Annotated in this window: 27 protein-coding genes; 1 reads left to right on the forward strand and 26 read right to left on the reverse strand. The window is 30.3% G+C overall.

Features of this window, described 5'->3' with window-relative positions; all coding sequences use genetic code 11:
• Positions 1-77 precede the first annotated feature (77 nt).
• A complete protein-coding gene (locus ACREV6_RS06715; protein WP_431577294.1) occupies positions 78-914 on the forward strand; it encodes a class I SAM-dependent methyltransferase in 837 nt (278 codons plus the stop codon).
• 139 nt (positions 915-1,053) lie between these two features.
• On the opposite strand, the gene ACREV6_RS06720 is transcribed toward ACREV6_RS06715, so the two are convergent.
• The 26 genes from ACREV6_RS06720 to ACREV6_RS06845 all read right to left on the reverse strand — a co-directional run bounded on the left by ACREV6_RS06720 (position 1,054) and on the right by ACREV6_RS06845 (position 23,589).
• Positions 1,054-1,308 carry a hypothetical protein gene (locus ACREV6_RS06720; protein ID WP_431577233.1) on the reverse strand — a complete coding sequence of 85 codons (255 nt, stop codon included), beginning with the start codon at positions 1,306-1,308 and terminating at the stop codon, positions 1,054-1,056.
• 149 nt (positions 1,309-1,457) lie between these two features.
• Positions 1,458-3,482 carry a methyl-accepting chemotaxis protein gene (locus ACREV6_RS06725; protein ID WP_431577234.1) on the reverse strand — a complete coding sequence of 675 codons (2,025 nt, stop codon included), beginning with the start codon at positions 3,480-3,482 and terminating at the stop codon, positions 1,458-1,460.
• 351 nt (positions 3,483-3,833) lie between these two features.
• On the reverse strand, positions 3,834-4,826 hold the full coding sequence (gene lplA / locus ACREV6_RS06730; RefSeq protein WP_431577235.1) for a lipoate--protein ligase: 993 nt from the start codon (positions 4,824-4,826) through the stop codon (positions 3,834-3,836).
• A gap of 37 nt (positions 4,827-4,863) precedes the next feature.
• Positions 4,864-6,243, reverse strand: coding sequence for a dihydrolipoyl dehydrogenase (lpdA, locus tag ACREV6_RS06735; protein WP_431577236.1), 1,380 nt, complete (start codon positions 6,241-6,243; stop codon positions 4,864-4,866).
• An 85-nt stretch (positions 6,244-6,328) separates the two neighbouring features.
• Entirely contained in the window at positions 6,329-7,783 is a 1,455-nt protein-coding gene (gene gcvPB, locus ACREV6_RS06740; RefSeq protein ID WP_431577237.1) for an aminomethyl-transferring glycine dehydrogenase subunit GcvPB, read from the reverse strand.
• Positions 7,783-9,123 (reverse strand): aminomethyl-transferring glycine dehydrogenase subunit GcvPA, encoded by a 1,341-nt coding sequence (gcvPA, locus tag ACREV6_RS06745; protein WP_431577238.1) that lies wholly within the window; start codon positions 9,121-9,123, stop codon positions 7,783-7,785. The genes gcvPB and gcvPA overlap by 1 nt, the downstream gene beginning before the upstream one ends.
• A 1-nt stretch (position 9,124) precedes the next feature.
• Positions 9,125-9,520, reverse strand: a complete 396-nt coding sequence (gene gcvH, locus ACREV6_RS06750; RefSeq protein ID WP_431577239.1) for a glycine cleavage system protein GcvH — start codon at positions 9,518-9,520, stop codon at positions 9,125-9,127.
• 12 nt (positions 9,521-9,532) lie between these two features.
• Complete coding sequence (gene gcvT, locus ACREV6_RS06755) at positions 9,533-10,642, reverse strand: glycine cleavage system aminomethyltransferase GcvT (protein WP_431577295.1); 1,110 nt, start codon at positions 10,640-10,642, stop codon at positions 9,533-9,535.
• 272 nt (positions 10,643-10,914) lie between these two features.
• Positions 10,915-11,784: an alpha/beta hydrolase gene (locus ACREV6_RS06760; RefSeq protein WP_431577240.1), complete on the reverse strand. Its 870-nt coding sequence runs from the start codon at positions 11,782-11,784 to the stop codon at positions 10,915-10,917.
• Positions 11,747-11,926 (reverse strand): hypothetical protein, encoded by a 180-nt coding sequence (locus ACREV6_RS06765; protein ID WP_431577241.1) that lies wholly within the window; start codon positions 11,924-11,926, stop codon positions 11,747-11,749. The genes ACREV6_RS06760 and ACREV6_RS06765 overlap by 38 nt, the downstream gene beginning before the upstream one ends.
• A 126-nt stretch (positions 11,927-12,052) precedes the next feature.
• A complete protein-coding gene (locus tag ACREV6_RS06770) occupies positions 12,053-12,394 on the reverse strand; it encodes a hypothetical protein (protein ID WP_431577242.1) in 342 nt (113 codons plus the stop codon).
• Between the two features lie 227 nt (positions 12,395-12,621).
• Complete coding sequence (locus ACREV6_RS06775) at positions 12,622-12,936, reverse strand: hypothetical protein (protein WP_431577243.1); 315 nt, start codon at positions 12,934-12,936, stop codon at positions 12,622-12,624.
• Positions 12,937-13,114: 178 nt separating this feature from the next.
• On the reverse strand, positions 13,115-13,645 hold the full coding sequence (locus ACREV6_RS06780) for a signal peptidase II (protein ID WP_431577244.1): 531 nt from the start codon (positions 13,643-13,645) through the stop codon (positions 13,115-13,117).
• A gap of 331 nt (positions 13,646-13,976) precedes the next feature.
• Positions 13,977-14,747, reverse strand: a complete 771-nt coding sequence (locus tag ACREV6_RS06785; protein WP_431577245.1) for a sugar phosphate isomerase/epimerase family protein — start codon at positions 14,745-14,747, stop codon at positions 13,977-13,979.
• Between the two features lie 22 nt (positions 14,748-14,769).
• On the reverse strand, positions 14,770-14,925 hold the full coding sequence (locus ACREV6_RS06790; protein WP_431577246.1) for a hypothetical protein: 156 nt from the start codon (positions 14,923-14,925) through the stop codon (positions 14,770-14,772).
• A gap of 624 nt (positions 14,926-15,549) precedes the next feature.
• Positions 15,550-15,966, reverse strand: a complete 417-nt coding sequence (locus ACREV6_RS06795; RefSeq protein ID WP_431577247.1) for a GNAT family N-acetyltransferase — start codon at positions 15,964-15,966, stop codon at positions 15,550-15,552.
• A 376-nt stretch (positions 15,967-16,342) separates the two neighbouring features.
• Positions 16,343-16,798: an AraC family transcriptional regulator gene (locus tag ACREV6_RS06800; protein WP_431577296.1), complete on the reverse strand. Its 456-nt coding sequence runs from the start codon at positions 16,796-16,798 to the stop codon at positions 16,343-16,345.
• Between the two features lie 227 nt (positions 16,799-17,025).
• Positions 17,026-17,811 (reverse strand): nucleoside phosphorylase, encoded by a 786-nt coding sequence (locus ACREV6_RS06805; protein ID WP_431577248.1) that lies wholly within the window; start codon positions 17,809-17,811, stop codon positions 17,026-17,028.
• Between the two features lie 108 nt (positions 17,812-17,919).
• On the reverse strand, positions 17,920-18,234 hold the full coding sequence (locus tag ACREV6_RS06810) for a glycine zipper domain-containing protein (RefSeq protein ID WP_431577249.1): 315 nt from the start codon (positions 18,232-18,234) through the stop codon (positions 17,920-17,922).
• Between the two features lie 163 nt (positions 18,235-18,397).
• Positions 18,398-18,874 carry an HIT family protein gene (locus ACREV6_RS06815; RefSeq protein ID WP_431577250.1) on the reverse strand — a complete coding sequence of 159 codons (477 nt, stop codon included), beginning with the start codon at positions 18,872-18,874 and terminating at the stop codon, positions 18,398-18,400.
• Positions 18,875-19,176: 302 nt separating this feature from the next.
• Positions 19,177-19,473 carry an immunity protein CdiI family protein gene (locus tag ACREV6_RS06820; RefSeq protein ID WP_431577251.1) on the reverse strand — a complete coding sequence of 99 codons (297 nt, stop codon included), beginning with the start codon at positions 19,471-19,473 and terminating at the stop codon, positions 19,177-19,179.
• Positions 19,474-19,590: 117 nt separating this feature from the next.
• The gene (locus tag ACREV6_RS06825) at positions 19,591-20,670 is read right to left on the reverse strand and encodes a helix-turn-helix domain-containing protein (protein WP_431577252.1); all 1,080 of its coding nucleotides are present in this window, start codon (positions 20,668-20,670) and stop codon (positions 19,591-19,593) included.
• A gap of 343 nt (positions 20,671-21,013) precedes the next feature.
• Positions 21,014-21,199, reverse strand: a complete 186-nt coding sequence (locus tag ACREV6_RS06830) for a hypothetical protein (RefSeq protein WP_431577253.1) — start codon at positions 21,197-21,199, stop codon at positions 21,014-21,016.
• 144 nt (positions 21,200-21,343) lie between these two features.
• Entirely contained in the window at positions 21,344-21,643 is a 300-nt protein-coding gene (locus ACREV6_RS06835) for a ribosomal protein L7/L12 (RefSeq protein WP_431577254.1), read from the reverse strand.
• A 121-nt stretch (positions 21,644-21,764) separates the two neighbouring features.
• Positions 21,765-22,574, reverse strand: a complete 810-nt coding sequence (locus ACREV6_RS06840; protein ID WP_431577255.1) for a phosphatidate cytidylyltransferase — start codon at positions 22,572-22,574, stop codon at positions 21,765-21,767.
• Between the two features lie 859 nt (positions 22,575-23,433).
• Positions 23,434-23,589 carry a hypothetical protein gene (locus ACREV6_RS06845; protein WP_431577256.1) on the reverse strand — a complete coding sequence of 52 codons (156 nt, stop codon included), beginning with the start codon at positions 23,587-23,589 and terminating at the stop codon, positions 23,434-23,436.
• Between the last annotated feature and the right edge of the window lie 19 nt (positions 23,590-23,608).

The following is a 23,608-nucleotide window of genomic DNA, read 5'->3' on the forward strand; positions in this document are numbered from 1 at the left end:
TATTAGTTCATGGTATATTATTTATATAAATGTTAACTAAAGAGGGAGGATTCTCAGTGCAAAAGGATTTTACTAGTATAAATAATTTAGAATATGTAAATAGCTATAACTTAAATGATGATAAAAAAGCCACTAGAGATATAAATGAAGAATCATGGAATGAAGAGGCATATGATGCTTGGGTTCAGAGATTTGGGAAGCCTAGTGAATCAATCAAAAGAATTAGCAAGGACCCAATAATAACTCTCCCTATACTATATGATAAATTTGGCAATGTAAAAGGTAAAAAAATCATGAATTTAATGGGTTCTAATGGAAATAAGGCTGTGGCACTAGCATTACTCGGAGCAGATGTAACTGTAGTCGATTTTTCAGAAGGAAATAAACGTTATGCCATGGAACTAGCCAGCGAAGCAGGAGTAAAAATAGAATATATTTTAGCGGATGTGCTTAGTCTATCTGAAGAAGAGCTTACTAGTGATTATGATATAGTATTTGCAGAAATGGGCATATTACACTACTTTACGGATTTAAAACCTTTTATAAATATAATATATAAGCTTTTAGGTAATAAAGGTTTACTTGTAATTAGAGATTTTCATCCAGTCTCCACTAAACTAATTACATCAAGAGGTACAACAGCTAAAATTCGTAAACATAAGGTTACAGGAGATTATTTTGATAGTTCATTAGAAGAAAAAAATGTATCTTACTCAAAATATTTAACTAATGATGGAGAACCTAAAAAGGTACTTCTTCGTGAATGGAATCTTGGAGAGATAGTTACTGCTGTTGCTAAAGAGGGATTAGTTATTAAAAGTTTAGATGAAGAGGCTAATTTATCTTGTGAGGCTTTTGACAAGGGTATTCCAAAAACTTTTACTTTAGTAGCAGAAAAGAATACTAATATATAAGAAGGTTGATTTGGCTTTGTTTTAAGGAATATTATTAAATTTGTAAAGGGCTATGGAATATAGGATTAACACCTTAATTTCATAGCCCTTATTTGTGTATATTATTTATTTTTTATCTAATCTATATTTTATAGATGTCTTAACTTTTCTCTACACTTTGAATATACTCAGTATTTTCCATTTCTTCTAGTGCATCTTCTATTGAGATATCATCTATGATTCTTCCAGTAAGAATTAGGCCTCTTTTTATATCTTCATCCCACTGAAAATCAGTCATCACTGCATCAATACCTAAATTTTCAGCCATGTCTTTTGCACTAATATTATCACGTTTATAATTATCAAGTCCCTCTTCTGTGATTGTAACTTCATAAATTGTATTTTTATTTGGCATTTTTTACTCCTCCATAAAACATAATGTAGTATACATTAACATACTACATATAATATTCTACAAAAGTCTTAAAATATCCATATGATTTTTTTCTATGGCCTTCTTTAACAAGGGAAAATACTTATTATGGTCTATTACAATGGCACCTATTATTTTATTACAAACTTCTCTACTAAGCCTGATAATTTTTGTGCGCTTTCTGCATTTCTATTAGTCTCTAAAACTATTTCATCACTTTTTTGATTTATGTCACAAATATTTGTAGCTATTTCAGTAGAAGCTTTTGCTACCTCACCTACAGACTCAGAAAGTTGTCCCATATTTCCTGAAATTTCATCCATAGAGCTAGATATATTTTCTGCAGCCATGGCAAAGTTTGAAACCACTTCTTTAATAGTTTCTCCATCATTGTAATATTGATCACTTACTTTTATTAGTTTTTCATAATCTTTAAGCACATCTTTTTCCATAACCTGAAGTACATACTCTGAGGAATTTGATAATTCACCTACAGCCTTTAATACTTTTTCAACATTTACCTGTATTTCTCCTACTGCTGCAGATGACTCTTCCGCTAGCTTTCTTACTTCATCAGCAACTACCGCAAACCCTCTTCCTTGCTCGCCTGCTCTAGCTGCTTCAATAGCTGCGTTAAGTGCTAATAAGTTTGTTTGTTCCGCTATTCCTAGTATGCTATTAGCCATTTCTGAAATATTATACACTACTTTTGAATCATCAATAGCCTTTTGAAGCTTATCCTTAGAAGTATTATAAGCTTGTATAACATTTCTCTGTGATTCTTCTGTTTCACACTTAATATTTTCAGCATTTTTCTTTATGTTATTTGCTAGTGTACTACCCTCTTTGGCCTTTATTACCGCATTGTTAATTGCAGTTTTTACATTGATAGCCTTTACATTAACCTCATCTACTGAAGCGGAACACTCTTCCATACCTGCTGATATTTCTTCTGTTGCTGCCATTACTTGTTCTACTTGTGAATTTACATCATTGAACATAGTACCAACAGTTTGTGACACCAAATAGGATGTGTTACTTTCCTCTTTAACCGCATTTATTACTCCCTGAAGATTATCTATGGCACTGTTTAATGCCTGGGCTGTTTGTCCAAATTCATCCTTACGGTTTGTTGTAATTCTATAGGCTAAATTACAATCAGCTAATTCTTCTGCATATCTTTTTATTTGAAGTAATGGTTTTTTAATACCTCTTGCTATAATAATACTTGTTAACACACCAACCATAATAAAAACAAATGTGAATACTATTATGAGTAGCTTTAAACTTTCTATTTCTTTTGTTATCTCTTCCTTAGGTAATACCAAACCCATTGACCATTCTGTTCCTGTTATTGGCGTATAAGCTACAAATTTTTCTTCGTTTTTATCAATAAAAGTAGTATTAGCGGTTTTACCGCCAACCATTTCTTTAGTAATACTTAATAATCCTGCTAAGGACTTATCCTTTTCTGCTTCTTTTATCACATTATATTTTTTAGAAATAAGCTCTACATTTTGATGTCCAACAATGGTACCTTCCTTATTAACAACAAAGGAATAACCTTTTTCCCCAACATTTGAGCTTTGAATTATACTGTTTATTTTAGCTACATCTATATTCGCTAAAAGTAATCCTACTATTTTGTCCTCATTACTTCTTATAGGTACTGCTATAGAAAAAACTGTTTTTTTATCTATAGTTATAAGCGGACTAGAGATTGAACCTACACCTTCAAAAGCTTTCTTTATATACCTAACATCTACATCATCTTTAGACAAATCTATTGGAAAGCTTTTTCCATTTGGAAAGTGTATAACTCCCTTTACATCTACAAATAGAAGCCCTAAAAGCTTCATTCTTTCACTTTCAGATGCCAGAACAGGATTTTGAGTGGCCATATTTAATGATTTTATCTCTGGCCTTGCTGCCACAGCCTCTAAAGCCTTTATTTCTTCACTTATTTTGGAATTTATTAATGCACTTTCATCCTTTGCCTTTGATTGAAGATCTATTTCTATTCTGGTTTTTAAAGCTTTAGCTGATTTACTATATGTTACTCCACCAAAAAGACAACATATTAATACAATCACCATTGTTATCTGGATAAATATTTTTGTCCCTACATTATTCATGTTTTTTAATATTTTCATCATGTTTTTTGATTTCCTCCGTTTTTCTTCTTATTTTTCATACTTTTAATTCTAATAACAGATATTTTATCGATAATTATTTATTAAACTTTAGTTTTTATTGGAACTTTAATAGAAAAATAAACATTTTTATCTATTAATTTACATGTTTATCTATTAATTAACATATTTATATTTTTATTGGATAAATTTTAAAACTTTTTATCTTATAAAAAATATATTTATTTTTAAATAAAAAGAACATAATTCTTTATCAATGAACATTCCTGTTATTCATTCTAAATAAAACATATAAATAAAAAGAAAAAACCATCTGGATTTCACAGATGGTTTTTTCTTTTTATTTATATAATTTTATATAGATTCAACAAAAAACAAACTCAAAAGCTCTTCTTTGGTTACATTTCCAAAATACTTTTTCATGTTAATTTTATCAAATACACTATCAATTTCCTGCGTATTATGTTTTTTATCTGTAAGCGCTTTTTCGATATCTCCAATATTTTCCTCACCAAAAAAATCGCCAAAAATTCTTACATGTTTCATTACACCTTTTTCAACATCAATACTTAACTCTATAGCCCCGCAGGAAAATTTCTTCTCATTATAGAAATTATATTTTGGTGATTGTCCAAAGTTCCACTGCCAAGTTTCATATTTAGTTTTAACCATATTCTCAACCTCTGCAATTTCCTTCTTATTTAAAGTAGTTATAGTCTTATCTTGCTGGGTCTTCGTTATATATTCAAATATTTTGTCCTTAAAATTAATAACATTAAGAGGCTTCTTTAGATATTCATTTATATTTGTAATTCTGCTAGCTACAGACTTAACTGCCTTATCTGAAAACTTTAGAGGCTTTGAAATTAAAGCATCACTTAAATTAACTATGTCAGAAGAAAATAATAAAGTACCATGATGCATTACTCTGTTTTTATACTTGCACTGAGCATTTCCTGAGAATTTTTTACCTTCTATTAAAAGGTCATTTCTTCCAGAAAACTCTGCTTTTATACCTAATTCCTTGAGCACTCCTATTATTGGGATAACAAAGGTTTCAAAATCATTAAACTTTTTCCCATCATCTTGAACTATAAATGTAAAATTTAAATTTCCAAGATCATGAAAAACAGCCCCACCGCCACTTTGTCTTCTTACTACTTTTATACTATGTTTTTTAACATATTCTTCATTAATTTCTGATAGTGTATTTTGATTTTTTCCAACTACAATACAAGGTTCATTTCTCCAAAGCACAAAATACTCATCATTCTTTTGTCTTAATAAATACTCTTCTAAGGCTAAATTAAAATAAGGGTTTGTACAATCATTATCTAAATAGATCATTTTTTTCTCCTTTTTATTTCATATGTCTAAGTATTTATTATTTATTTATACTGTGTATAGCTTCTTTATTTAAGCCTAAAACCGCTTCATGCAATGCCTCTCCTAAAGTAGGATGACTATGAACTACTTCTTTCATGTCTGAAACCGTCATTCCCTTTTCTACCATTATAGTGCCTTCTAGTATTAAATCTGAAGCATGAGGGCCGAGAATGTGAACACCTAGGATTTTATTATTTTCATCACTTATAACTTTTACCAGGCCTTCGCCTTCTCCCAGTGCTAAAGCTTTTCCGTTAGCACCAAATAAAAATTTATTCTTTTTATAACTTAGTCCACTATTTTTTGCTTCTTCTTCCGTAATTCCTACCACCGCAATTTCAGGGAAAGTAAAAATACAATAAGGAATCACTGATTTATGACAAGTTTTATTTAATATTATACCTTCTGCCGTTACCACTCCTTGATGAGAGGCAGCATGAGCAAGAAGTGAAATGCCATTTACATCACCTATAGCATATACTCCTTTTAAAGAAGTTTCATAATTCTCATCAACCTTTATCCCTTTTTTATAAATCTCTATTCCTAATTTTTCTACATTGATACCTTCATAATTGGGATTTCTTCCTTTTGCAAGGAGTACTTGTTCTCCTTTTACTTCAAATTCACCTTTTTTGCCTTGGCATTTTATAATAACTTCCTCTTCACCGCTAAAACTCATTACTTTAGTGTTCGTAAGAATTTCTATTCCAGCTTTTTTTGCCATAACAACATATCTCTTTGAAATATCTTTATCTATATCATACAGTATAGAATCTCTTGCAACTATAACAGTTACTTTACTTCCCATAGCATTAAAGATGCTGGCAAATTCCATACCAATTACTCCACCACCTATAATTACTAGAGATTTTGGTATATGATCAAAATCTAAAAGCTCAGTACTGGTTATAATTTTTTTATTATTTACTCCTTCAATTAAGGGAATTTCAGATTTAGAACCTGTAGCTATAATTATGCTTTTAGCTTCAATAGTCATTTCTTCATCTTTTGTAGATACTACTACAGTATTTTTATCAACTAAGGAGGCCTCGCCCTTTATAAATTCTATGTTATTTCCTTTTAAGAGAGTTTCTATACCAGTTACTAAGGTTTTTATAATGCTTTTTTTTCTTTCTTGAATTTTATTTACATCTATTTCAGGATTGGATACACTAATACCAAAATCTTCAATGTGACTTAAATTATTTAAAAGTTCTGCTGTTCTATATATAGTTTTAGTTGGAATACAACCACGGTTAAGGCATGTACCACCTAAGCTTTCTTTTTCTATAAGGCATACTTTTGCTCCTAATTGAGCCGCTCTAATAGCTGCTACATAACCGCCTGGACCTCCACCTATTACAATTATATCTTTCATAGCTGTTCCTCCTAATGATTTATAATTAAAGAAGCTTACTTTTCGCAAGCTTCTTCATATTATAAATTAATGTTAACCTAAATAATTACTTAGACCACTTTAAAATTGGTGTTCTAGCTGCTTTAACTTGATCTAAGCGTCTTACTGGCGCCTCGTGTGGTGCTTCATGTAAAACTTCGGGATTTTCTTTAGCTTCTAAAGCTATTTTTTTCATAATTTCAACAAACTCATTGATAGATTCTAAGCTTTCACTTTCAGTCGGTTCTATCATAAGAGCATTATCAACTATTAAAGGAAAATATACTGTTGGTGGATGAACTCCATAATCCATTAATCTTTTAGCTACATCCAAAGTTGATATATGATTTGGATTATCTTTTAATCCAGCAAAAATAACTTCATGCTTACATATATCTTCTATAGCCACATTATAATGCTCTTTTAATGCGTCCTTTATATAGTTGGCATTTAACACTGCAATCTCTGACGCAGATTTTAAGCCTTCTTTACCCATACTTAGTATATAGGTATGAGCCCTAACTAATACTCCAAAATTACCATAAAAGCTTCTAATTTTCCCAATAGATTCAGGCCTATCATAATCAAATACAAATTTATCTTGTTCCTTTTTTATCATTGGAACTGGAAGAAACTGCGATATTCTCTTACAAACACCTACAGGGCCAGCTCCTGGTCCACCACCACCATGTGGAGTAGAAAAGGTCTTATGAAGATTTAAATGACACACATCAAAGCCCATATCCCCTGGACGCGCCTTTCCCATAATAGCATTTAAATTTGCTCCATCATAATATAAAAGGCCCCCTGCTTCATGAACTAACTTACTTATGCTCTCTATGTCTTTTTCAAACAAACCTAAAGTATTAGGATTAGTAAGCATAAGTCCTGCAATTTCATCATTTAAAACTTTTTTAAGTTCTTCTATTGAAACTAAACCATCTTTATCAGATTTGATTTCAACTACATCAAATCCTGCGCATTTAGCACTGGCTGGATTTGTTCCATGAGCCGAATCTGGAACTACTATTTTTGTTCGTTTAAAATCTTTTCTACTTTCATGATATGCCTTTATTAATAGAAGTCCTGTAAGTTCTCCATGTGCTCCTGCTGCAGGCTGCAAGGTAAAATCATCCATACCTGTAATTTCAGATAGTTCTAAAGAAAGATCATGCATAAGTTCTAAGGCACCTTGTACATCTTCTGCAGCTTCTTTAGGATGAATTTTACTAAAACCAGGAAAAGCAGCAATATCCTCATTTATTTTAGGGTTATATTTCATAGTACAGGAACCTAATGGATAGAAACCTTTCTCCAAATAATAATTTTTATTAGAAAGAGCGGTGTAATGTCTAACCACCTCAACTTCACTTACCTCAGGAAGAAAAGCCTCATTTTCTCTTAACATATTTTTAGGTATAACCGAGTCTATATTTATATCCTCTACATCTAACACTGGAAGTTTATACCCTATTTTACCCTCACATGATAGTTCAAAGATAACTTTATCATAAATTTTCATTATATCTCCCCCATCACTTTAACTAACTCATCAATTTCTTCTTTTGATCTTTTTTCTGTTACACATAAAAGCACTGAATCCTTATACTGAGGGTAATCTTTTTCTAAAATATATCCACCTAAAATATCATTCTCTAATAGATTTTTATTTAGTTCATATGCGGAGGAATTTGATACAACTGCAAATTCCTTGAAAAACGGTTTGTTAAATAGTGGTTTATATTTACCACTGTCTATTAACTTTTTAAAAGCATAATGAGATTTCTTAATGCATTGGTTTCCTATCTCTTTTATACCTTCTTTCCCAATAGTTGACATATAAACAGCAGCACCAATAGCCATTAATGTTTGATCTGAACATATATTAGAGGTAGCTTTTTCCCTTCTTATATGTTGTTCTCTTGCTTGCAGAGTTAGTACATAGCCTTTATTACCATGCCCATCATCCGTTTCGCCAACTATCCTCCCAGGCATTTTCCTCATAAGCTTTGTAGTCGTATTCAGAAAACCAAAACCTGGCCCACCAAAACTCATATTACCACCAAGACTTTGACCATCACCTACTGCTATATCAGCCCCTAATTCTCTAGGACTTTTTAAAACACCTAAAGATAATGGGTCTACGCTCATTATAAATAGTGACTTGTTTGTATGAATCATTTTTTCTAAGTCTCCTACCTCTTCTATAATTCCAAAGAAATTTGGACTTTGCACAATAACAGCTGCTATATCTTTACTTAATTCTGATTTCACTTTTTCTATATCTGTAACTCCATCTTTCTCATCAATTTCAATTAAATTATATCCTTTATATTTTAGATAAGTCTTTAAAACTTGTCTTGTATCTGGATGTACAGTTTTAGAAATTATTATAGTATTTCGTTTTGTATTTTCTAAAGCCATTACAGAAGCTTCCACCGCTGCTGTAGCACCATCATACATAGATGAATTAGATACATCCATACCCGTTAAGTTACAAATCATAGTTTGATATTCAAAAATTGATTGCAAAGTACCTTGGCTAATCTCTGGTTGATATGGCGTGTAGGCTGTATAAAATTCAGTTCTTCCAATTAAATGTTTTACAATTGAAGGAATATAGTGATCATATATACCTGCACCTAAAAAGCAAACTAAATCCTCTGTAGATTTATTCTTTTTTGCCAAACTAGTCATGATTTTCTCAACTTCTAATTCTGATAATCCCTTAGGAATATTTAATTCTCTATTTAATTTTAAATTATCTGGGATATCTTTAAATAAATCATCTATGGATTTTGCACAAACAAAATCAAGCATTTCCTTTTTTTCTTTTTCTGTAATAGGAATATAGGGAGACATATTATTCCTCCTTTTCACTTAGTTCATTACATAATTCTTCGTATTCTTTAGCTTTTAGCAAATCTTTTAATTCATCTTTATTAGATAATTCTATATTAATCATCCAAGCATCATAAGCATTCTCATTTATTAAAACTGGGCTATCAGATAGTGCCTCATTTATTTCTAAAACCTTTCCACTAGCAGGCATAAAAATATCTTCAGCGGCTTTAACAGATTCAATTGTTGTAAAAGCATCACCTTTAGAAATTTCATCATCCTCTGATGGTAAATCTACAAAAACTATATCTCCTAATAATTTTTGTGCATAATCTGTAATTCCTATATAAGCTTTATCCCCATCTACTTTTATCCATTCATGGTTTTTTGTGTACAATAAATTTTCTAATACTAACATAACTATTCCTCCTTATTGTTGAGTTTTTTTACTGTAGAATTTTTTATTTACAACTGTAGCTTTTAATTCTTTATTTCTAACTTTTATACAAATTTCAGTTCCAAGTTTTGCATATTCCCCTTGGATTAAAGCGAATCCTATAGACTTATTTAAAGTAGGAGACATATATCCAGTGGTAACATGTCCTATTTCTTTACCATCTTTAACTACCGTATAGCCATGTCTTCCTATACCTTTATCTAATAATTCAAAACCTACCAATTTTCTAGTTACACCATTTTCCTTTTGCTTTAACAAAGCATCTCTACCAACAAAGTCTTCGGTATTAAGTTTAACAAAATAACCAAAGCCCATTTCTAATGGAGTGATTGTTGCATCCATTTCATTACCATATAATGGAAGTGTCGCTTCAAATCTTAAAGTATCACGAGCCCCAAGTCCAATAGGTTCAACTCCTTGTGCTTGTCCAACTCTAAGTATCTCTTCCCACAAAAATGCTGCATCTTGAGGCATAGTGTATATTTCAAACCCGTCCTCACCAGTATATCCCGTTCTTGATACCATAACTTTTTTACCACATATTTCTACATCATTTTTAAATGTGAAAAATTTTATCTCAGATAGCTTAACTGATGTTAATTTTTGTAATATCTCTTCAGCTTTTGGACCTTGAAGCGCCAATTGAGCAACATTTTCCGAAATATCTTCAATAGTAACATCAAATTTACTCTTATTATCTAATATCCATTGTAAATCCTTATCTTTATTACTAGCATTTACCACCAAATAGTAAAAATCTTCAGAATATTTATAAGCTAATAAATCATCTACAACACAACCAGTTGGGTAACACATGAAGCTATATATAACCTCTCCACCGGTAAGCGTTTTCACATCATTGGTTAAAAGGTAGTTAACAAAGTTTTCAGCATCTTTTCCCTTTACAAGTATTTCTCCCATGTGAGAAACATCAAATAGACCTGCTCTTTGTCTTACAGTTTCATGCTCATGCAAAATACCTTTAAACTGCATTGGCATTTCATACCCACAAAATTCTACAACTTTTCCACCACTTTTTTCATATTCTCCTCTTAAAGGAGTGACTTTAAAATTATTATTCATATCCAATTAGCTCCCTCCCAATTTACAAAATACTATTTACAACTGTATTATAAATCTATTGCGGTTTTTTGTAAAGATTTATGTTAAAAAATATAATATTGTAAAAAAATACAATATATATATCAAATAAATGTATTATTATGGATTTTATGGGTAGATAGAAGATCTTTGGTCAGAAAATCATGCAGGTAGAAAGAGAGTAATAATGAGTATGAAAAATGTGAAGTAACCAACTCAAGACAAATTACATTCAGCGCTCAAACGTTCTTGCATTATAGTAATGTCTTTAAATACTGAATTACTATATCAGGTCTATCTAAGTAAATCTCATGGTCACTATTTTCGGCAATTATTAATTTTCCCTCACATGAAAGTTTTGATAACTCTACTTGTAGTTTACGCCATTCAGCTTCATATAAAATTGCTTCGTTTTCTGGAATATCATAGCTAACCCAACATCTTTCCGCTACCTTATTATCTCTTGCTATTACAATAAGCGGAATATTGGGGAAGTTACAAATACCCTTGATTTCTTTACTATCTATATCCCAATTTTCAAATTCCTCTGCAATAGTTTTATGAAGTGTGGGATTTGTGAAGAATTCTTCTACATCTTTCATTTCTAGATCAGTTATACGATTTCTATAACCTGAAATGATATTTTTATTCTCCTCTTTTAGTTCCACTTTTGATTTTTTTGAAGAATTAATATTATCCACTACCATCTTATTTATTTCAATTAGGGAGTTCATCACAGGCGTATCAAGCATGTACAATTGTTTAAAATTAAAGGAAGTAGAGTCAATTAGCACTATACCTTTCAATTTATATGGATACATTTTTGCATACTGCTGTACACATAGCCCCCCAAAGGAATGTCCCATTAAAATAAATTTATCTTTTATCGCAATCTTTTCCATAAGATAATTTAGTTCTTCTGCAATATTCTTTGTAGTTCGAGAAGTGTTTGGGGCTTGGCTTTTCCCATAGCCAGATCTATGATATAAAACAATAGTAAAGTCTTCTTTCAACTCTTGTACAATAGAATACCAATCATAGAATGAGCTACCTATCCCTGTTTCTATAACAATTACAGTTTTACCTTTACCAATAATCTTGTATTCCAAATCTAATTCCTTCATAACACCATCCACCTTTCCTATTCAAAAATTCTTGTGCTGAAATTTTAGAGTATCGCCTTGAATGCGTCTTACCAAGTTCACTACGTTCACAACGATCCCAGGGGCTTTGCAATGCTATAATTCTATTTTCATCTGAAAACATCCCCTAAAAACTCTATTCAAATTATATCATCCGGTACATCAGTACATCAACTTCAAACATTTTTACGAACTAAAAATATGGCATTTCATCATCAAAATTTATATCTTTAGTTTCCGTACCACCACTCTATTTTTTACGTATTTTCCTGAAGATGTAATAATCAACGTATTTTATATTTGGGTCAGGACCGTCTTCATAACTTTTAAAGAACGGTATTCTGTTTATTTCAAATCCTAAAAACCTTTCATCTAAATTCACGTCCCCCTGCTTATGCCATTTGATTACTTGATAACCTATTCCATAATAGATTGCACTTCCACCATCTTTAATAAAAGGCAAAGAAATAATTACAAATATGGGCTTTCTTGATTCTGAAACCCTTTTGGAATCAATTGAATATGTTATAAAATGCAAACCCATTAAAATAAGCAGAACTATTAATATCTTGGTTTTAGTTTTTTTCTTCATAATATCTCCCTACAAGAAAATACTTAATGAACATTAATATAAGATTCCGAATCATAATTACTATTATATGACATATAAGTAAAAATTGAAATAGCTCAAGCTTTACTGTAGTATATTTTTCTAAGTCGTCACAAGTAAAAACGCCACAAACTTTTATTGTTTGTGACGCCTAATATGAAGATTACGTATTGACTATTCTGCAAATCACTTTTGCTCTTTATTGTTTTTCATTTTTTTCTTTTATCATTATATTTTTCTCTAATAAAATCAAAAATATGTATACGCCTAAAAGCATCAGCATCCCCTGGTGATTTAGTCAAATAATCTTCTAATGCCTTTAAATCCATATTGTAGTTTTCTATGAATACGCCATTTAATTTCTCCCAAAAGTTTTCATCATCTATATGCGGAAATGAAGCATTTGTTTTTTGTATTTCTGCATAAGCAAATGGTGAATATTTCTCGGAATTAAACATAGCAGTATAATTAAATAATATGTTTTCTAGTTCGAATTTTTTTTTATCATATGTAAACTCACGCATCTTATTACCTCCTGCATAATATAATCATTCATAAGCTTGTAGTCATAATATTCTACTAATCTATCACAAATAAAAACGTCACAGACTTTGTTGCTTGTGACGCCTAATAAGAGCAATGTTACACAACTACAACCGTTAATAATTCTTATTCTTATTCTTTCAATGATGTAATTTATGTTTATAATTTCCGTAGAATATATTTAGTAAAATCTTTTAATACATTATCATCAATTTGGTTTAAAACTTTGTTTTTAAAGAGCAGTAATACGATTATCAACCCACTAAAAACATTAATATATACATCTTTTAAGTCAAACGTAAAAAAACCATTTACTAATATGTAATCTAAACTACCATTCCAAAAAACCTTGTCAATTAGCGAACATAAAGCTCCAGAAAATATAAAAGCATACATAATATTAATAATTTTGATATGTCCCAATTGATAATTTAGATACCGATAAAACAAATATATTAATATGATCATAATTGTTCCAAAAGCAATGTGAATCCATTTACTCACACCTAATTGAAACATAGAATTAAGCCATGAATATTGCCTATTGAACATAGGCTCAAAGTATAGGAATCCAGGCAATATAGGAAATTTTCTGTCAAGAAAATTGTTGTTAATTACTATTTTAATAACCTGTTCTATTGTTACTAAAATAAGCACTGCTATACATGTCTTTTTGTTTTGAATTTTCATATTTATTCTGCACCACCTAATATAAATAATCTTCGCATAAAAATACGATTTCGACTTAATAATACCATAATTTATCATAAATATAAAGATTTTATATATCTTAATATTCACGCCAGCATATTTTCCGATTCCGAATCATTGTTACCATTATATAACACAACAGTAAAGATTGGAATAGTCCAAACTTTACTGCATCATATATTCCTAAGTCGTCACAAGAAAAAACGCCACAAATTTTTATTGTTTGTGACGTCTAATTAGAATAAGGCAAAAATTCTGCTAATTACGGCATCCTGCATATATCAAAGATTGTTGCAGATTATTTCCATTTTTATGGATTATAGAATTTTAATGCTTCCAACTTTTTTGCCTGCACATACGCTTTTCGTAAAAATTCCTCTGCCGATAAATCCTTATAATCCCAATTCATGGCCTCTATTGCAGTCTGACCGGAATAACCAGTTTCAGCAATTTTTTTCATGGCTACAGACCAATCAATTGTACCGTCAAAGGGTAATCGGTGTATGGTATTTCCGTTATAATCATGTAAATGTAATGCCATCAAACGGGAACCGTACATGGATAATAAATCATAGCTCGGATAATAGTGGTAGTGATGACAGCAGTCATAACAGAATCCTATGCGCTGGGAGTCCACTTGCTCCAGCATATGTGACAAATTGGTAAAATTCCGTAAATTCTCCAGTGCAACATTGACGCCAAGCTGTTCAGCCTTTTCAGCAATTCTCTTGATTCTATACAATCCCAATGCGTTATATGGTTTGTCATCGTCCGGCAAATGCACCACCATGGTCGGAATCTCAAATTCGGCACAATCCTTGACACATTGCAAATAGCAATCGATTGAGGCTTCACCGTCCAGATTATCAAGCCAGATGTTGTCTTGGACTTGGAATGGTGTGTGGATATTTTCTATAACAAGACCCGCTTCCCGAACAATTTGCGGACCGCTACGATAATTGTTCCGACCTAAGTATTCACTCCACCATAATAAAACACCGTCAAACCCTGCTTCTTTTATCAGCCGATAACGTTCCTTTATCGGCAATTCATAGCCGAACCAATCATAAATGGTAATCATAATCCACTCCCTTTCTTGCTTTTTACGTCATAGCTTTTATATAATTCATAACTATTTCATCTTCATCAACTTCACCAGTATGATTGAACCCCATGTCAAGGTATAAATTTCGTGCGACTTCATCACCTTCTATATAGCAAAGAATTATCGAATCATATTTCTCTTCATTCTTTATCATGGAGAACCAGAGTTGCATAGCAGACTTTCCATAACCGTTCTCATTTTTCGTCTTAATTTTTACATAGATAATAAAGTAGCATCTTAGTTATTTAAGAATATTGCGTCATATATGAACTTATATGATATATTTTTTAATTTTAGTAGATAGTTTATTAAATGGAATACTAACGGATATAACACTATGTAAGTACCGATTAATTTATATTTAATGACAATCAATCCAAGAATAATGGCACATACTGAATTTAATATTGAAAAAAACAACTGAAGGTTTAAGAATTTTTGTTTGTTTAATATGATAATATCATCACTTCTATTATAAATGTTGACTTTATTTTTGCATATAATAGAATAAATCAGAAAGATTAATCCTACACCAATTAAAAGCAAACCAACAATATTCAACTTTATCCCCCCTTTTTCAGTTCAACATATTTTACAATTTTAAAATTTTTACCATTATATAACACAACAATAGAAATTAGAATAGTCCAAACTTTACTGCACCATAGTTTCCTAAGTCGTCACAAGTAAAAACGCCACAAACTTTTATTGTTTATGACGCCTAAAATGAAAGATGAAAAGTAACTTTCTATTTTAATCCTCTAGTTAGTTACTTACTTTATGTCAATTGCTTTACAAAATAATGACGTTTACTTGTTAGTGGATATTCTTCTAATGTAAAAACCTCTTTATATCCTAACTTTACATAAAAATCCTTAGCTTGAAAACTAAAAGTATCAAGAAATGAATATTTACAACCTCTTCTTATGGCTTCTGCTTCAACATCTTTTAATAGTTTTGAACCTATTTTCTGACCTCTTAATTTTTCATCAACCCATAATAATGATATCTCTAACCAATTACCATGAGTTTCTGCTGAAATCCCTCCTATTTTATAGCCACCTTCATCATTAACGAAAATGGCTATATGCTTAACTATGTTTAACTCGATATGAGAAAGATTGTATTCTATTAATCTGTTTACAATTTCACTAGTATCTTGCTCTGTTGGATTATCAGTCATTATGTATTTCATATAAACACGCTCCTTTTAATGATATTACTTTAACATAAATATTAGCATATAATTAATTGAAATACAGTGTAAAAAACAATTATAACTATTTTTTACTTACACAATCGTAGGATATTGTATAAAAAATTTCATGTTTGTTAGTCGGGTAGATAGGGAGCCCGACAATAGCAGAGTATATACCATTTTTCCCATTATCGACAGAGGTTTTTAAATCATTAATTTGCTTCGAATTATCTGCCTAAATCGCGTCACAAGTAAAAACGCCACAAACTTTTATTGTTTGTGACGCCTAATATGAAAAAATGTGACACAACTAATACGTAAGACTTACGTATTTTATTAAATTCTATAAACTAGAATTTATCAAAACTAAACTTTAGTGAATCGGTACACAAATTTCACAAAAATGTTTTTTAACCATTTCAGTCTTATACCTTTCAAGAATAGGTCTTGATTCATCCAGTTGATAGCCTTTCTTGAATAATTCCGGAAAAATTGCAAGCCACGCTTTTTGAACTTCTTCAGCTGTATGTCTTATTTTAAAAACTGCATATTTTCCTCCAAGAATGCTACCATCACTAATATAATCATCACTAATGCAATAATCATTTGAAATAACGAGACATGTGTCATAACGACAATTTTCAGGTTCTACTATTTTAGGGTTATCATGGGCAATTCCTAGTATGATAGATTGCTCATTAATCAGTCCATTAGACATAGCCCATTTTTTTAATTTTTCCATTATTTGAACATTATTTTGCCCATAAGATCCAATCTGTCTTATATAAGCAATTCTATAAAATGAAGTTTTTTCAATTTCTATATTCATAATTTTTCCTTTCTTTATAAAGTACATCGATGTCTAGAAACATCATATAATGCTTTAAAATAGAAAACAAGACATTTTTTAAAATTACTAATTTACCCCTTACAGGTGTTTATTAATAATTTATATGACGCATTATTTTCCTAAGTCGTCACAAGTAAAAACGCCACAAACTTTTATTGTTTGTGACGTCTAATTAGAAGATATCGTCTCATTACTGTTCTTTTGTATTATTTATGTTCATAATAGATTGCATACTTTATTGAGTTGATAATAAATTTATTTTTTATACTTTTAAATTCAGAATTTCCCCAATCCCAATTTTTATCTTCTTTATTAATCGGGTGTTTATCTGAAACAAGTAATATTACATTAGGCTCTATTCCATAATATTTACTTACAGATAGTAATGCAGACGCCTCCATATCTACTCCTACGCAATCCATGTTTCTCCAATACTCTTCTTTATAGAATGTTTGTCTATAAATTGCATCGGTAGTAACTGTATTGAGTTGATATGTATTAAAATACTGGTTAAAATAACTTAACCCTTTTGATATCAGTATTTCAGACTGTTCTACAAATTTAATATTTTCATAATAGTGTAATGATGTTCCTTCTTCACTCAATACTTTTCTTGGTATTATTACATCTCCAACTTTAACTTTCTTAGAGAATCCACCACACATACCTATTAAAGTGATATCTTTAACATCTAATGCAATCAAAGTTTCTACCGTATCAGCAATAGCAGGAGAACCATATCCTCCATGGACAAAGCATACATTTGAATGTTCTTTAACTACTAAACATTCACTTCCTCCAATAAACTTAGGAATTTTCTTCATGATAACTTTTGTATTATAATTTGTTTTCAAACATTCCATAGCTGACCCAATGCAAAACACAACCGCTTTAGGTGGTAATTTCACATTTTCTTCACTTTTATGAGAACTATCAATATGTTTTTTGGCTGTAATTATTGACTCACTGCTATCTTCCTTATGTTTCCACATGATTCCACCCCCATTCTGTATGTATTTTCTAATAGAATTGCATCGCAATCTATTACTATGTCGTCACTTAAGAATTATGTGCAATAGATTTATATAATAACAGTTAAATTAGAATAAATAACCACTAACTTTAGGTGTCAATAATATAAGAATCACACCTATAGTACACACTACACCTACCTTAATTAAGTCTCTTTTTACATCCTTATTATTTTTATCTATTATTCCACCTGTACCTAGCCCAAGAAGCATACCCAATCCAGCTCCAATAGCTATATTATCAAATATTGCTCCTAATGCAGCTCCAAGTGCTAATCCAATTCCAATTCCAATTCCAATTCCAGCACCAAGATAATAATTCTGTTTATCTTGTTTTTCATTATTATTGGGATTCTCATTATTAATATTATTTTTATCAGACATATTTAAACAACTCCTTCTAACCTCAACTTTTGTTACTGAACATTTTTATACAGTTGTGACGTAACTTTAAAATATTGTGAATCAACTTAAGTCTATATGCTATATTATTCCACACATTTAAAACTCTTAAATGGTAAATTAGAATTTACATGCTAATAGAACTTTAAGATTGCATTAAATTTCTAAGAAGATCAGCTGTTGATAAAACTTCTTTAATATTTTTTTCGTTCTTCATATTTAATTTTACATATTCCATAATTTTTCTAATATCAGTTAATGAATTTTCAAATAACTTATTCATCCAATTATATTTTGGAAAAAGCCATACATGAAAGTGGTTTGAACGTTCTTCTTGAATAATAACTACTTCATTGATATCACTAATCTCATTTAAAGCTAATCTAGATTTATATATCAGGTTAGTAAGTTCTGTTACTTCATCTAAAGTAAATTGAGCAATTGACCTTAGATGTTTTTTTGATGCTATGATGAGAAAGCCCTTTAGAGGAATTTCTAAATCTTGCTGTATAAAAAAATTCTCTGTTTCCTTTATGATTCCGCCTGCAGGTATAATATTACCTTTACCTATTTCACAACCAATACATTCAGACTTCCACTCATTATTCATAAAATCTTTCATTATAATTCACTCCTTCTTTTTCTATATCTATAAATAAATACGAACCAGAATTATTAAAGTTACAATATTTTACGATTTCGAATCATTTCTACCATTATATAACATAACAGTAAAAATTGGAATAGTCCAAACTTTACTGCACCATATTTTTCTTGTCATCACAAGTAAAAACGCCACAAACTTTTATTGTTTGTGACGTCTAATATGAATATTCTGAAGTAATATACTCTATTTATTTTTGCACGTTCAATTTTATCAACTAAATATTACTTTCTTTCTATATCGCTGTATTTGCTGTATACCTAAGAAGATTTATAGGAAATTGAGTATTTATCACCAAGTTCCTTTTGTGCTTTCTCTAATAATTTCAGACCAATTTCATTATGTTTTTGTGAAACCTCATAAACATATTCAGACTCGTCCAATACTGTTTCAGAATAATTTCGAACCCAAATATCAAGCTCTTTTTTTAATTCATATGAGAAAGGAGCATCATCTATATCAAGATTATAACCACATTTTTTACACCAAATTGGGTCTGCACCGAAATCAGCTTCGAGAACTAAGTCATAACTTTGTTCTTTGCAAGAGCACTGCATATAATTCACCATCCTTTTAATTTAGGAAAAATTACCGTTGCGACGTAATATTTTACAGTTGTGACGCAACTTATGAAAGATGCGACACATAACCTCACTCTGCATATCAAAATTACTTCATAATGATAAAATAGCTGTTTTTAATTTTTCAATTGCGTGCACATATTCTGAAATTCCCTCTAATACTTTTAAATAAGGCTCATTCAATAACGTTTGAAATAGCTTTTTTCGTATAATACTCTGCCCTTCTGCAGTTACTTCAAGCTGTAGGTTTTCAAAATAGGGATTATTTTCATAGTCATATTCTGTAGAAAGCAACCCATCAACATAGTTCTCGAACCATAGCGCAGCAATATCTTTCTTTCCTTCTTCAATGTATACCCTACATAACATATACGCACCTGAACATAATCCTATTTTAAAGGTGCTTTGTATTTTATAAATTGCATCGGAATACAAAACTGACTTATCAAAATTATGGTCATGTTTAGAAATATTCGACAATATAGACATCATTGTTGTACTTTGATTTAAATACTGCAACAGCATTTCTTTGCAAAGACTTTCTGCTTCCTTATTCTTATTCTGCTTCTGTAAAAGTGAAGCATACATCACCATTGGGTCAACAAAGGAATTAGATAACTCCTTAAGGTACTTTTCACTTTCATCATAATTTTCCAATGACATCTGTATGTCTGCAATTACAAATAAAGCATAATGTGCATATTTGGTGTCTTTGCTTTCGATTACTTGATATAAGAGGGATAAAGCATATTGCATTTTTTCATTAATTAACTCGTCTAAGTCATCATCTAACAACATAGAGTACATTCGTATTAACCCAGCAATATTAAACTTCAAACCATTACTATTGGGGTATCGGTTAAGATACTCCTTACATTTTGTCTCACCATCAGTAAAACCGCGATGTAGAAATATCTCTATAAGTTCATTTTTGATTTGGTTTATTTCTGTTGCCAGAAGTTCTTTCTCAAAAGACAACAACTCATTCAAAGTTGTATCTAATGCTCTTGCAAGTGGAGCTAATATTCCAATATCTGGTGTAGAATTTCCAGTCTCCCACTTGCTTACTGCTCCAGCTGAGATACCAATCATATTAGCAAGTTGCTCTTGTGTAACACATTTACCTTTTCTCAATTTCAAAATTGTTGCACCAATACTAAATTCATTCATCATTGAAACCTCCTATTTCACCTTTTCTTTATGTTCTTTTTTAGTATATCTTGACTTTTGAATTCAGACAATGCAGGCTAATTCGCTTTTTGGTTAAGAAAATTTGAATAGTATTCAACTTTAATAGAATTATATAAACAATTTTTCTTGTACATTCTTCTACTATTCTGATGCATTTTTTTACAGTTGTGACGCAACTTTAGAAAGTTGCGACCTTATCATAGTATAATTCACTGTTAACGCTTTTCATTATCCCCAGTCATCGCATCGCCAATTACCTGTCTTACTATCCCTTATTAATATCCAATTCCAATTGGAATAAGTTGAATTTGGATTTAAACTCCCATTACCTTACTATTTCATTGCTCTTTATTCCAAATTGTGTGACTTTTATGTGAGCTTTACCCTCAGGAAGTTCAATGTCTACACTATTATTTTCCATGACACTGTCTGCCTTTTCTCCGTTTACTTTTATTTGGATTTTTGAGCCTGTGCCCTGCCATCCAGTATTTCGTTTAATAGTAATTGACATATTATTATCTCCTTTGTTAGAACCATTCTGCTTCTTAAATGAAATTGATTACTTCGCCATATTTTCCTAAGTCGTCACAAGTAAAAACGCCACAAACTTTTATTGTTTGTGACGTCTAATAAGAAGGTTGCGAATTAAACCTACTTATTTTAATTCTTGCTCACTAAATAGGTCAACATATTCTTTGGCTTCTTTTAATCCAAGTCCAGTGACCATTCTATATCTTTTAATTGCCTTAATCTTCTTACCTTCTGAAATGAGACTTTTTAATTCGGCATCAATATTTTCTGTTACGGTGTCAGCCAATCCAATATGTTTAGCAATTTTGTCTAAAGTTACTTTTATATGTGTAACATCACTCCGTAACTGAAAAATAATACTCAACAAACTCGTAAATGCCAATGCCAATGTCCCTATATAAATCCAAATAGTTCCGCTTTCCATATATAATCACTCCTTGTGCTTAATAATTTATTTTAGACTTAATCAACAATATTTTACCGTTGTGACGTAAAATTAGAATGTGAATCAATAGTATTCTTTATGTAACTTGAATAATAATTTATTACTTCATTGTTAGTATCAATAAATAATAAATAAAAGGGGCTGTTAAAATAATACTATCAAATCTATCTAAAACTCCACCATGTCCAGGAATAAGTTTCCCAAAATCTTTTACATTATTAAATCTTTTTATTAACGAGGATGTTAAGTCCCCAAATTGAGATAATATTGAACCAATACCTCCTGCTATAATACAAATAATTAAAAAGTTATTGATATGTATGTTAGTGAAGTTTAAAACTACTAATCCATATAAATAAGAAATTATTCCTGCACCGGCTATCCCTGCTATAAACCCCTCAACAGACTTTTTAGGGCTTACTATAGGTGTTAGTTTATGCTTTCCAAAGCGTTGCCCAAATAAACATGCGAATGTATCAGCACTCCAAGCAACTACAAATACCAGAAATACAAGAGTATTTCCATAAGGGTTCATATTAATAATTTGTACTATAAATGAAAACATACAAGCAACATAGAAAAAACTAATAAAAGTTACTGTAGCATTTTTAACATTATCTCTTTTATAAAAAATAATTGAATAGAATATTAGAAACAAGGAAAATAAAAATATATAAAAACCACTCTTTGAACTTAAATTTAATGTTATTGATACAAAGTATATAATAGAGAATATTATTCCGATTGCTCCATACTTCATATCAAAACCCTCAAACGATTTATAAAATTCAATCAAACCTATTACCATGAGTATAAGGATTGAGCCATTAATTATAGCACTATTTTTACTCATTATAATTGCTATTAAAATAGGTATCCCAATTATAGAACTTATCACCCGTTGTTTCATTATTAAATCCCCCCAAAAACAATTAATTTAATTCGTCATAGAATACTGTTCCGAATTAATAACACCATAATTTATCATAAATATAAAGATTAGAGATATCCTAATCTTTATATCAGCTTATTTTCCTAAGTCGTCACAAGTAAAAACGCCACAAACTTTTATTGTTTGTGACGCCTAACAAGAATATTGCGTCTTATAATTGCACACTTAGTTATAGTTTACATATCCTTTCCTTTTGCTTACTACTTTTAATAGGTAATATATTAGGTAATATATAAAAAAGAATAGTAGTAGAAAACATATTGTAGGATATAAATCATGTACATTATATATGGTTACTATTATTCCGAATATAATAATCAATAATGAAGCTATTATTGAAAAATATAACTGTAACTTCAGAAACTCTTTTGATTTTAAAATAACCATTTTGTCACTTCTATAAATAGGTGTAACTTTATTTCTACATGAAACAGAGTAAATTAAACGATATAAGCCTATACTAACTATTAATAAACCAACACTGTTCATTTTACATTCACCCCCCTTAAATTCGAAATATATAACTAACTTCGACCTAACTCTATAGAAATTATAGCATATTATACATATTTATACATAGCTATATTTCTATAATAGTAAATATCTTCATTTTTAAATACCGTATTATTCATTTTTCAAAGATCATTGTCCGTTTTTTAATTTCAATAGTTACGTCGTCTAATTTAACGATTCCGAATCATTATTACCATTATATAACATAACAGTAAGAATTGGAATAGTCCAAACTTTACTGCACCATATTTTCCTAAGTCATCACAAGTAAAAACGTCACAAACTTTTATTGTTTGTGACGTTATTATTTACTTATGAATGCATCAATTAGTAATCCTATTATCATACCACTAAACGTCCCTATAAAAACATTTCCAAGCGAAGCACCTATAATAAATCCAAAAATCGATCCAATCCCTGAAAAGGTATTATTAGATATATAATTTTTTTTCTTCGACAATTATGACACCTCCAATATT

Source organism: Clostridium sp., assembly GCF_050717515.1.
In the GTDB taxonomy this organism is placed as follows: domain Bacteria; phylum Bacillota; class Clostridia; order Clostridiales; family Clostridiaceae; genus Clostridium_AD.